The organism is Pedobacter sp. KBW01 (genome assembly GCF_003852395.1).
Classification (GTDB): Bacteria; Bacteroidota; Bacteroidia; order Sphingobacteriales; family Sphingobacteriaceae; genus Pedobacter.
Genome location: NZ_QAJQ01000022.1, coordinates 108,485 through 119,336 on the forward strand (window position 1 = coordinate 108,485; position 10,852 = coordinate 119,336).

The following is a 10,852-nucleotide window of genomic DNA, read 5'->3' on the forward strand; positions in this document are numbered from 1 at the left end:
GTAAATACTTGTTTATTATAACCGCTACACTCAACGTAAAAGAAAAAGAAAAATGAAAAATTCAGAAATCACAGGGCTTTCAAAAGAAGAATTAATAGCTAAGATTGCGGAAGAAAAAGAGAACTTATCAAAATTGAAGTTCGCTCACACTATTTCAGCTATCGAAAATCCTTCGCGCATTGCAAAAGTAAGGAAAGACATAGCCCGTTTAAACACTGAGTTGACTAAAGTGAAAAACACTGAGTCAGCTACTGAAACTAAATAATTCGAGAGTCGACATGGAAAGACAATTAAGAAAAACAAGAACCGGGTTAGTGGTAAGCAACAAGATGGATAAATCTGTTGTAGTGAGCGTGGAACGTAAAGTGAAACACCCGATTTATGGTAAGTTCGTGAAGAAAACTACCAAATTTATGGCTCACGACGAGAAAAACGAATGCGGTATCGGCGATACAGTATTGATTATGGAAACTCGTCCTTTGAGTAAAAACAAGAACTGGAGATTGGTACAAATTTTAGAAAGAGCTAAATAAGATGGTACAACAGGAATCAAGATTAAACGTTGCTGATAACAGCGGCGCAAAAGAAGTATTGGTAATTCGCGTGCTTGGTGGAACCGGCAAACGTTATGCTTCAATTGGTGATAAAGTAGTTGTTACCGTAAAAAGCGCTATACCTTCGGGTAATATTAAAAAAGGTACAGTTTCTAAAGCAGTTGTTGTAAGAACTAAAAAAGAAATCCGTCGTAAAGATGGTTCTTATATCCGTTTTGACGATAATGCAGCTGTATTATTGAACGCACAGGATGAGCCAAGAGGTACACGTATCTTTGGCCCGGTTGCGAGAGAACTACGTGAAAAACAATTCATGAAAATCGTATCATTAGCACCGGAGGTATTATAAAATGGGAAACAAAGTAAATACACCAAAACTTAAAATCCGCACTGGAGATTTAGTTAAAGTAATTGCTGGCGATTCAAAAGGTCAACAAGGAAAAGTACTTTCAGTACAAACAGATAAAAACAGAGCCATTGTAGAAGGTATTAACTTAGTATCTAAACATACTAAACCAAATGCTGCAAATCCTAACGGTGGTATTATTAAAAAAGAAGCTGCTCTTCACATTTCTAACTTGATGTTGGTTGATCCAAAATCTGGTAAAGCTACACGCGTAGGTCGTAAACTTAACGCAGATGGCAAAATCGTTAGAGTTGCTAAAATATCAGGAGAGGAGATTAAATAATGGCTACTACACCAAGATTAAAAAGCAAATACAAAGAAGAAGTTGTAAGTGCATTAAAAGAAAAATTTCAGTACAAAACTGTAATGCAGGTTCCTAAATTGGAAAAAATCTGTATCAATCAGGGTGTTGGTCGTTTTTCTGTTACAGATAAAAAGATTATGGATACCACAATCGTTGAGTTGACTACCATTACTGGTCAGCAAGCGGTTCCGGCACAATCTAAAAAGGATATCTCTAACTTTAAATTACGTAAAGGTATGCCTGTTGGTGTACGCGTAACATTACGTGATAACAACATGTATGAGTTCCTTGATCGTTTGATCTCTGTAGCTTTGCCACGTATCCGTGATTTCAAAGGTATTAACGATAAAGGTTTCGATGGAAAAGGTAACTATACATTAGGTGTTACTGAGCAAATCATCTTTCCTGAGATTAATATAGATAAAATCAATAAAATTTTAGGGATGGATATAACTTTCGTAACTTCGGCAAAATCTGATGTTGAGGCGCTTGAGTTATTGAAACAATTCGGATTACCATTTAAAAATCAAAAAACAGCAGAATAATGGCAAAAGAAGGTGTAAAAGCACGCGAAGTTAAGCGCCAAAAATTGGTAGCTAGATACGCTGAAAAACGTGCAGCATTAAAAGCTGCAGGAGATTTCGAGGGTTTGGATAAATTACCAAAGAACTCATCTCCAGTACGTTTACACAACCGTTGTAAATTAACTGGTCGTCCTCGTGGATATATGCGTACCTTTGGTATTTCAAGGGTAACATTCCGCGAAATGGCACTAGACGGTAAAATACCAGGTGTTAAAAAAGCATCTTGGTAATATAAAGTATTAAAATACTGCAGTATCAAGTATCAAGGCCAATCTGTGTCTCGATACTTGATACTTATATGTGTTTATACTAAAAAAAGAATTTTAACCGATAGCAGGTCCCACAGCTGGGTAGCAGAAGGAAACCACTATCAAAAACAATAAATAATGAATACAGATCCAATAGCAGATTATTTAACAAGAGTAAGGAATGCCATTAAGGCCAACCACAGAGTTGTAGAAATTCCTGCATCAAACCTTAAAAAGGAAATCACTAAAGTACTTTTTGATAAAGGTTACATCGCGAACTATAAGTTTGAAGATACTACAGTTCAAGGCACGATTAAAATCGCTTTGAAATACAATCCGATCACTAAAGTTCCTGCTATTCGTACATTAGTGCGAGTAAGTAAACCAGGTTTGAGAAACTACGCTGGTGTTGAAAATATGCCAAGAGTATTAAACGGTTTAGGTATCGCAATCTTATCTACTTCTAAAGGTGTAATGACTGATAAAGAAGCAGCCAAATTAAACATTGGTGGTGAGGTATTGTGTCACGTTTATTAATATTAGGAGAACAGCACAATGTCAAGAATAGGAAAAGCCCCAATTACAGTACCTGCAGGTGTTACCATTACAGTATCTAACGATAACGTTGTAACGGTAAAAGGTCCTAAAGGTGAATTAACGCAAGCAGTAGATTCAGATATCACTGTAAGTCAAGAAGATGGAATTTTATCAGTTCAACGTCCATCAGATCAAAAGAAACACAAAGCATTACACGGTTTATATCGCTCATTGCTTAACAACATGGTTGTTGGTGTTACAGAAGGTTATAAATTAACTCAGGAATTAGTGGGTGTTGGTTACCGTGCTACAAACGCAGGCAATACATTAGATCTAGTTTTAGGTTATTCTCACCACTATGTATTCCAGTTACCAGCGGAAATTACTGTTACTACTCAATCAGAAAAAGGTCAGACTCCTAAAATCATTTTAGAGAGTATCGACAAACAGTTGATTGGTCAGGTAGCAGCGAAAATCCGTTCGTTACGTGCACCAGAGCCATACAAAGGTAAAGGTATCAAGTTTGTAGGTGAAGTGTTAAGAAGAAAAGCAGGTAAATCAGCATCTAAAAAATAGTAATCATGGCAGGTAAAAAATTATCAAGAAGAGATCGTATTAAAAAAGGGATCAGAAAAAGACTTACCGGTTCGGAAGAGCGTCCAAGGTTATCTGTATATAGAAGCAATAAAGGGATTTATGCGCAGGTAATTAACGATGTAACCGGTAAAACAATAGTTTCAGCATCATCATTATCAAAGGATTTTGCAGGTACTGGAAGCAAAAGCGACCAATCAGTAGCAGTAGGTAAATTAGTTGCCGAAAAAGCAATTGCAGCTGGTGTTAAACAAGTTGTTTTCGATAGAAACGGCTATTTATACCACGGTCGTGTAAAATCGTTGGCAGAGGGTGCCCGCGAAGCTGGTTTAGTATTTTAATCTGAAGAAAAAGTAAGATGTCAACTATTAATATAAAAAGAGTAAAAACCACCGATATCGAATTAAAGGATCGTTTGGTTAGTATACAACGTGTTGCCAAAGTAACCAAAGGTGGCCGTACTTTCAGCTTCTCAGCAATTGTTGTTGTAGGTGATGAGAACGGTGTTGTTGGTTTCGGTTTAGGTAAAGCGAAAGAGGTAACTGAAGCAATTGCAAAAGGTGTGGATGATGCTAAAAAGAACTTGGTAAAAGTTCCAATTTTAAACGGTACTGTTCCTCACGAGCAAATCGGTAAATTCTCAGGTGGCTTTGTATTAATCAAACCAGCTGCAGTAGGTACTGGAGTAATTGCTGGTGGAGCGATGCGTGCTGTATTAGAGAGTGCTGGTGTACATAACGTATTGGCAAAATCTAAAGGATCATCTAACCCACACAACGTGGTAAAAGCAACTGTTGATGCGTTAACTAAAATGCGCGATGCTTATACAGTAGCTCAAACCCGTGGTATTGATTTAAACAAAGTATTTAACGGATAATATCATGGCTAAGATCAAAATAACACAAGTAAAAAGCGTTATCGACAGAAGCGAGCGCCAAAAAAGAACCGTTCAGGCTTTGGGTTTATCTAAAATGAACCAAAGTGTTGAGGTTGAAGCTACACCGCAAATTATCGGTATGGTTCGCAAAGTGAACCACCTGGTAGCTATCGAAGCAATCTAATAAAAAAGTTAAAGGTAATATGGGTAAAACCTGTATTACCTTTATATATGTTTAATCGTTGTACCTGTTTAGTGAAAGCGAAGGGCAACACAAATTCAAAAAAATGAATTTAAGTAATTTAAAACCTGCAAAAGGTTCTACAAAAAACAGCAAAAGAATTGGTCGTGGTACAGGTTCTGGTCGTGGTGGTACTTCAACTCGTGGTCACAAAGGTGCGGGTTCTCGTTCAGGTCACTCAACCAAAATCGGTTTCGAAGGTGGTCAAATGCCTTTACAACGTCGTGTGCCTAAAGTTGGTTTCAAACCAATCAACCGTACTGAATACGTTGGTGTAAACTTAGACGTATTACAAAACTTAGCTGAAAAATTCAGCTTAACAACTATCGATTTCGCCGCTCTCCAGGCGCATGGTTTAGCTTCAAAAAACGACTTGGTTAAAATTTTAGGTCGTGGTGAAGTGAAAGCAAAATTAGAAGTTACAGCACATGCGTTTTCTGCAACCGCACAAAAAGCTATTGAAGCTGCAGGTGGTTCTATTGTAAAATTGTAATTATTAAATGAAGAAGCTATTTACTACTTTAAGTAATATCTGGAAAATTCAGGAATTAAAAGAGCGTATATTGTTTACGCTCTTAATTCTTTTGGTATACCGTTTCGTTTCTCACGTGGTTTTACCAGGTGTAGATGCAACTGCTTTAGGCAATAACGAAAAATCGGGACTTTTAGGCTTACTTGATATGTTTGCCGGAGGTTCGTTCTCTCGTGTGTCTATTTTGGCGTTGGGGGTAATGCCTTATATCTCTGCATCGATTGTGGTGCAACTATTGGGTATTGCTGTTCCTTCTTTCCAAAAAATGCAGAAAGAAGGCGAAAGTGGTAGAAAAAAAATGAACCAGATTACCCGTTACCTAACGGTAGCGATCACAATCGTTCAGTCTGTTGGTTATGTTAAAACGCAGGTTCCGGCAGAAGCTATTTTATTACCAAACACTTTATTTTTAGTGTTATCTACGTTTGTATTAACGGCAGGTACCTTATTTGTAATGTGGTTAGGTGAAAAAATTACGGATAAAGGAATTGGTAACGGTACATCACTAATCATTATGGTTGGTATTATTGCCCGTTTACCTGTTGCAATTTCTCAAGAGTTTAGTGCACGTGTGGGTTCGTCAAGTGAGGGTGGAGGTCCGGTAGCATTAGTTTTGGAAATCGTTGCCTTATTTGCAGTTGTAATGTTTACCATTTTAATTGTTCAGGGTGTACGTAAAGTGCCTGTACAATACGCTAAGAAAATTGTTGGTAACCGCCAGTTTGGTGGTGTTCGTCAGTACATCCCTTTAAAGGTTAATGCTGCCGGTGTTATGCCAATCATTTTTGCTCAGGCGTTAATGTTCATTCCAGGTGCTATTATGCAGTTTGTTCCTTCGTTACAAGGCTCATGGTTAATTCAGTTTAGCAACACAACATCGTTGGCTTATAGCTTAACATTCGCATTTTTAATTATTGCATTTACTTTCTTCTATACAGCCATTACAGTTAATCCAACTCAAATGAGCGATGATATGAAGAAAAACGGTGGTTTTATTCCTGGTGTAAAGCCAGGTTTTGCAACATCAACTTTTATTGATGATGTGATTTCTAAAATCACTTTCCCTGGTGCAGTATTTTTAGCGATCATTGCTATCCTGCCTTCTATTGCAGTTAAGTTTGGTATTAAACAAGAGTTTGCCCACTTCTTTGGGGGTACATCTTTATTGATTTTGGTTGGTGTTGTTTTGGATACTCTACAACAGATCGAAAGTTATTTATTGATGCGTCATTACGATGGTTTAATGAAAACCGGTAGAGTTACAGGCAGAACAGGAGTACCTGCTGCAAGTAGCAACGCTGCGTTGTAGTGTAAAGGATGTCTAAAATTTATTACAAGTCTCTTGAAGAGATCGAGTTAATAAGAGAAAGTTCCATGCTTGTTTCTAAAACCTTAGCCGAAGTGGCCAAGGTGATAAAAGCAGGCATGACTACTATTCAGTTAGATAAGTTAGCTTACGAGTTTATAGGTGATCACGGAGCAATCCCGGCATTTTTAAACTACAATGGTTTCCCTTATTCGTTATGTATTTCGCCAAATGAACAAGTTGTTCATGGTTTTCCAAGCACATATACTATACAAGAGGGGGATTTAATTTCGGTTGATTGCGGCGTAATTAAAGACAATTATTTTGGCGATTCGGCTTATACTTTCTCAATAGGAGAGATAGATGCTGAAAAACAAAAACTGGTTGAAGTTACTAAGCGTTGCCTGGAATTAGGCATTGAAAAAGCAGTGGTTGGCATGCGGATCGGTGATGTCGGTTTTGCAGTTCAGCAACATGCAGAAACTAATGGATTCGGGGTAGTAAGAGAACTGGTGGGACATGGTGTTGGCGTAAAACTTCATGAGAAACCAGAAGTTCCTAATTATGGAAAGCGTGGCGCAGGACCAAAACTTGAAGAAGGAATGGTGATTGCAATTGAGCCAATGATTAACGCAGGCGTAGCCGGTGTTAAATTCCATAAAGATGGATGGACAGTAACGAGTAAAGACAATAAACCATCGGCACATTTTGAACACACAGTGGCCATAAAAAAGGGCAAAGCAGATGTTTTATCAACGTTTTCTATTATAGAAGAAGTTTTACAACAAAAAAAATAAATAATTAAAATTTTTTATTTAATTTTGCAACCCTGTTTAGAAGCAGCTAATTAAGTAACAATCAATAAAATATGGCTAAACAAGCCTCAATTGAACAAGACGGAGTAATAAGAGAAGCATTGTCTAATGCGATGTTCAGAGTTGAACTCGAAAACGGACATGAGATTATTGCGCACATTTCAGGAAAGATGCGGATGCACTACATCAAAATTCTTCCTGGTGATAAAGTAAAACTAGAGATGTCGCCGTATGATTTAACAAAAGGCCGCATCACTTATAGATACAAATAAAATGAAAGTTAGATCATCAATTAAAAAACGTAGCGCTGATTGTAAGATTATTCGCCGTAAAGGAAAACTTTACGTTATCAACAAGAAAAATCCGAAATACAAGCAACGTCAAGGGTAATTAAAAAATATTGTAATTAACCGTACAACGGTGGCCCGCCGTTCGGGATTACTTCAAAACATCAATAAATATGGCAAGGATTTCAGGTATTGATTTACCAAGAAACAAAAGAGGAGAGATTGGTTTAACCTATATCTATGGTATCGGTAGAACAACTGCACAGCGTATTTTAACTACTGCAGGTATCGATCTAAACAAAAAAGTACAAGACTGGTCTGATGATGAGTTATCAGCAATCCGTACAATGATTAACGATGAGATTAAAGTAGAAGGTGCTTTACGCTCAGAGGTTCAGTTAAACATCAAACGTTTAATGGATATCGGTTGTTACCGTGGTTTACGTCACAGAAAAGGTTTACCTTCTCGTGGTCAGCGTACTAAAAATAACTCACGTACTCGTAAGGGTAAGAGAAAAACAGTTGCTAACAAGAAAAAAGCTACTAAGTAATAGATAGATATGAGATGTGAGATTTTAGATGTGAGAACCATGTCTTTAAAATCTGCTCAAATCTGGAATAAAAGAGAAAAAGTAGGATACTGAGTATCGGGGTAGGGAAAGTTTTCTATCTCAAGTCTCATATCTAAAATCTAAAAGATAAAATGGCTAAAAGTAAAAAAGTAACAAAAAAACGTATCGTTGTAATTGAGCCTGTTGGTCAGGCGCATATCAATGCTACCTTCAACAACATCATCGTTACCTTAACAAACAACAATGGACAGACTATCTCATGGTCTTCTGCTGGTAAAATGGGCTTTAAAGGTTCTAAAAAGAACACGCCTTATGCAGCTGGTCAAGCAGCTTCAGATTGCGGTAAAGTTGCGTTTGACTTAGGTTTACGTAAAGTTGAAGTATTTGTAAAAGGTCCGGGTTCAGGTCGTGAATCTGCAATCAGAACTTTACAAGTAGCAGGTATCGAAGTAACATCTATCAAAGATATTACTCCACTTCCTCACAACGGATGTCGTCCTCCTAAAAAGAGAAGAGTTTAATTAATTTTAAAGCTAAGAATCTCCAGCTACAGGTTGGATGATACTTTAAAAACAGAAAAAAAATGGCAAGATATACAGGCCCAAAATCAAAGATCGCCCGTAAATTCAGAGAACCAATCTTCGGTCCTGATAAGGTGTTAGACAGAAAAAATTATCCTCCTGGCCAACACGGCGTTTCAAAAAGAAGAGGAAAACAATCTGAGTATGCAATCCAGTTAATGGAGAAACAAAAAGTAAAATATACTTATGGTGTATTAGAAAAGCAATTCAGTAACTTGTTTAAAAAAGCTTCTTCACGCGCTGGTATTACCGGTGATAACTTACTTCAGTTATTAGAAGCACGTTTAGATAACACAGTATACCGTTTAGGTATTTCAACAACCCGTTCTGGTGCACGCCAGTTAGTTAGCCATAAACACGTAACCGTGAATGGTGAAGTTGTAAATATCCCTTCATATCAGTTAAAAGCTGGTGATGTGGTTGCTGTTCGTGAAAAATCTAAATCATTAGAATCAATTAGTAACTCAGTTGCAGGCAGAACAATCAACAAGTTCGCATGGTTAGAGTGGAATGCTGGTGAATTAACCGGTAAATTCTTAACTTACCCTCAACGTGATGAGATTCCTGAAAACATCAAGGAAAACTTAATCATCGAGTTGTACTCAAAGTAATAAATAAGATAGTTAATTACCTCAAAAGGGTAATTAACTTTTTTCTTGTTACTATATATTCAATAACGAATTTAAAAAATTATAAATGGCAATTTTAGCATTTCAGAAACCTGACAAAGTGATCATGCAGAAATCAACTGATTTCGATGGCACATTTGAATTTCGTCCTTTAGAGCCCGGTTTCGGTGTAACAATTGGTAATGCCTTAAGAAGAATTTTACTTTCTTCATTAGAAGGCTATGCTATTACTACTATTCGTTTTTCAGGCGTTTCTCACGAGTTTTCTACCATGAAAGGTGTTGTAGAAGATTTAACTGATATTATCCTAAACTTAAAACAAGTTCGTTTTAAGAAAACAGGCGATTCAGGTGATTCTGAAAAAGTTTTCATCATCGTTAATGGTCAAGATCAGTTTAAAGCTGGTGATATCACTAAATTCTCTAACAACTTTACAGTTTTAAACCCTGAGCACGTAATCTGCAACATGGATAAATCTGTTACTTTGGAAGTGGAATTAACCATCAATAAAGGACGTGGTTATGTACCTGCTGAAGAAAATAAAGTTGCTGATGCTGTTGTAGGTGTTATTGCGATCGATTCGATTTATACTCCGATGAAAAATGTAAAATACACGATCGAAAACTTTCGTGTTGAGCAAAAAACGGATTATGAGAAATTAGTATTGGATATCTCTACTGACGGTTCAATTCATCCAGAAGAAGCATTGAAAGAAGCGGCTAAGATCCTTATCCAACACTTTATGTTATTCTCTGATGAGAATTTGGTATTAGAATCTCAGGCTAAAGAAGAAACTAAAGAGGTTGACGAGGAAATTTTACACATGCGTAAAATCCTTAAAACTGAATTAGTGGATATGGATCTTTCAGTTAGAGCATTAAACTGCTTAAAAGCTGCTGATATCCGTACTTTAGCTGATTTAGTTTCTTACGATGTTGCTGATATGTTAAAATTCAGAAACTTCGGTAAAAAATCTTTAACAGAGATTCAAGAACTTGTAAAATCAAAAGGTTTATCATTTGGTATGAACCTGTCTAAATTTAAATTAGACGAAGAATAATTCAATTTTCAGTTAACAGTTTTCAGTTTGAAAATTGGATATTGAAATTTGAGAATTAAATATTTTTTAACAGTGTATAATTCCCTCTGAGACAGAGACGGTATACACTTAATCAAAAAACAATGAGACACGGTAAAAAAGTTAATCACTTAGGCAGAACCGACAGCCACAGAAAAGCGATGTTAGCTAACATGGCTACTTCACTTATTAAAGCAAAAAGAATTACTACAACTTTAGCTAAAGCTAAAGCTTTACGTACTTATGTTGAGCCATTAATCACTAAAGCGAAAAATGACACAACTCACTCACGTCGTACAGTTTTCTCTTACCTACAAGATAAAGAAGTAATCACTATTTTGTTCCGCGAAGTGGCTGAGAAAGTTGCAAACCGTCCAGGTGGTTACACTCGTATCATTAAATTAAACAACCGTTTAGGTGATAACGCTGAAATGGCTTTAATTGAATTGGTAGATTATAACGAAGTTTACGGTAAAGATGTAGAAGCTAAAGAAGAGAAGAAAACTACTCGTCGTGGTAGAAGCAAAGCTGCTGCTCCTAAAAAAGCTACTGATGCGAAAGCTGAAGTTGCTGAAGAGGCTGCACCAGAAGCTGCTCCTGCTGAAGAAGCACCAGCTACTGAAGAACCAAAAGGAGAATAATTTTATTCACCTTAAGATTTGGAAAGTCCTGTTCGAAAGAGCAGGACTTTTTTGTTGTGTGCCAGG

The 10,852-nt window shown here is 36.8% G+C and carries 21 protein-coding genes; all 21 read left to right on the top strand.

Features of this window, described 5'->3' with window-relative positions:
• Positions 1 to 52: 52 nt before the first annotated feature.
• Positions 53 to 265 (top strand): 50S ribosomal protein L29, encoded by a 213-nt coding sequence (rpmC, locus tag DBR40_RS20985; protein WP_124561702.1) that lies wholly within the window; start codon positions 53 to 55, stop codon positions 263 to 265.
• A gap of 13 nt (positions 266 to 278) precedes the next feature.
• On the top strand, positions 279 to 533 hold the full coding sequence (gene rpsQ, locus DBR40_RS20990; protein ID WP_010599901.1) for a 30S ribosomal protein S17: 255 nt from the start codon (positions 279 to 281) through the stop codon (positions 531 to 533).
• 1 nt (position 534) lies between these two features.
• On the top strand, positions 535 to 903 hold the full coding sequence (gene rplN, locus DBR40_RS20995; protein ID WP_113951800.1) for a 50S ribosomal protein L14: 369 nt from the start codon (positions 535 to 537) through the stop codon (positions 901 to 903).
• 1 nt (position 904) lies between these two features.
• The gene (rplX, locus tag DBR40_RS21000; RefSeq protein ID WP_124561703.1) at positions 905 to 1,243 is read left to right on the top strand and encodes a 50S ribosomal protein L24; all 339 of its coding nucleotides are present in this window, start codon (positions 905 to 907) and stop codon (positions 1,241 to 1,243) included.
• On the top strand, positions 1,243 to 1,809 hold the full coding sequence (gene rplE / locus DBR40_RS21005; RefSeq protein ID WP_056097523.1) for a 50S ribosomal protein L5: 567 nt from the start codon (positions 1,243 to 1,245) through the stop codon (positions 1,807 to 1,809). Before rplX ends, rplE begins: the two co-directional genes overlap by 1 nt.
• Positions 1,809 to 2,078, top strand: a complete 270-nt coding sequence (rpsN, locus tag DBR40_RS21010; protein ID WP_039475193.1) for a 30S ribosomal protein S14 — start codon at positions 1,809 to 1,811, stop codon at positions 2,076 to 2,078. The genes rplE and rpsN overlap by 1 nt, the downstream gene beginning before the upstream one ends.
• A gap of 153 nt (positions 2,079 to 2,231) precedes the next feature.
• Positions 2,232 to 2,633, top strand: coding sequence for a 30S ribosomal protein S8 (rpsH, locus tag DBR40_RS21015; RefSeq protein ID WP_231427289.1), 402 nt, complete (start codon positions 2,232 to 2,234; stop codon positions 2,631 to 2,633).
• A gap of 18 nt (positions 2,634 to 2,651) precedes the next feature.
• Positions 2,652 to 3,209, top strand: coding sequence for a 50S ribosomal protein L6 (gene rplF, locus DBR40_RS21020; RefSeq protein WP_124561704.1), 558 nt, complete (start codon positions 2,652 to 2,654; stop codon positions 3,207 to 3,209).
• A gap of 5 nt (positions 3,210 to 3,214) precedes the next feature.
• Positions 3,215 to 3,568: a 50S ribosomal protein L18 gene (rplR, locus tag DBR40_RS21025; RefSeq protein WP_124561705.1), complete on the top strand. Its 354-nt coding sequence runs from the start codon at positions 3,215 to 3,217 to the stop codon at positions 3,566 to 3,568.
• Positions 3,569 to 3,585: 17 nt separating this feature from the next.
• Positions 3,586 to 4,104 carry a 30S ribosomal protein S5 gene (rpsE, locus tag DBR40_RS21030; RefSeq protein WP_010599893.1) on the top strand — a complete coding sequence of 173 codons (519 nt, stop codon included), beginning with the start codon at positions 3,586 to 3,588 and terminating at the stop codon, positions 4,102 to 4,104.
• Between the two features lie 4 nt (positions 4,105 to 4,108).
• Positions 4,109 to 4,288 carry a 50S ribosomal protein L30 gene (rpmD, locus tag DBR40_RS21035; RefSeq protein ID WP_010599892.1) on the top strand — a complete coding sequence of 60 codons (180 nt, stop codon included), beginning with the start codon at positions 4,109 to 4,111 and terminating at the stop codon, positions 4,286 to 4,288.
• Between the two features lie 103 nt (positions 4,289 to 4,391).
• Positions 4,392 to 4,838, top strand: a complete 447-nt coding sequence (gene rplO / locus DBR40_RS21040; RefSeq protein WP_039475451.1) for a 50S ribosomal protein L15 — start codon at positions 4,392 to 4,394, stop codon at positions 4,836 to 4,838.
• Positions 4,839 to 4,845: 7 nt separating this feature from the next.
• A complete protein-coding gene (gene secY / locus DBR40_RS21045) occupies positions 4,846 to 6,186 on the top strand; it encodes a preprotein translocase subunit SecY (protein WP_124561706.1) in 1,341 nt (446 codons plus the stop codon).
• Positions 6,187 to 6,194: 8 nt separating this feature from the next.
• Positions 6,195 to 6,980, top strand: a complete 786-nt coding sequence (map, locus tag DBR40_RS21050; RefSeq protein ID WP_124561707.1) for a type I methionyl aminopeptidase — start codon at positions 6,195 to 6,197, stop codon at positions 6,978 to 6,980.
• A gap of 71 nt (positions 6,981 to 7,051) precedes the next feature.
• The gene (gene infA / locus DBR40_RS21055) at positions 7,052 to 7,270 is read left to right on the top strand and encodes a translation initiation factor IF-1 (RefSeq protein WP_010599888.1); all 219 of its coding nucleotides are present in this window, start codon (positions 7,052 to 7,054) and stop codon (positions 7,268 to 7,270) included.
• Between the two features lies 1 nt (position 7,271).
• Entirely contained in the window at positions 7,272 to 7,388 is a 117-nt protein-coding gene (rpmJ, locus tag DBR40_RS21060; RefSeq protein WP_010599887.1) for a 50S ribosomal protein L36, read from the top strand.
• Positions 7,389 to 7,458: 70 nt separating this feature from the next.
• A complete protein-coding gene (rpsM, locus tag DBR40_RS21065; RefSeq protein WP_010599886.1) occupies positions 7,459 to 7,836 on the top strand; it encodes a 30S ribosomal protein S13 in 378 nt (125 codons plus the stop codon).
• Positions 7,837 to 7,988: 152 nt separating this feature from the next.
• Positions 7,989 to 8,378, top strand: a complete 390-nt coding sequence (gene rpsK / locus DBR40_RS21070; protein ID WP_010599885.1) for a 30S ribosomal protein S11 — start codon at positions 7,989 to 7,991, stop codon at positions 8,376 to 8,378.
• 62 nt (positions 8,379 to 8,440) lie between these two features.
• The gene (gene rpsD / locus DBR40_RS21075) at positions 8,441 to 9,049 is read left to right on the top strand and encodes a 30S ribosomal protein S4 (protein WP_124561708.1); all 609 of its coding nucleotides are present in this window, start codon (positions 8,441 to 8,443) and stop codon (positions 9,047 to 9,049) included.
• A gap of 85 nt (positions 9,050 to 9,134) precedes the next feature.
• Positions 9,135 to 10,127 (top strand): DNA-directed RNA polymerase subunit alpha, encoded by a 993-nt coding sequence (locus tag DBR40_RS21080; RefSeq protein WP_025145205.1) that lies wholly within the window; start codon positions 9,135 to 9,137, stop codon positions 10,125 to 10,127.
• Between the two features lie 122 nt (positions 10,128 to 10,249).
• Positions 10,250 to 10,786: a 50S ribosomal protein L17 gene (gene rplQ / locus DBR40_RS21085; RefSeq protein ID WP_124561709.1), complete on the top strand. Its 537-nt coding sequence runs from the start codon at positions 10,250 to 10,252 to the stop codon at positions 10,784 to 10,786.
• Positions 10,787 to 10,852: the final 66 nt, after the last annotated feature.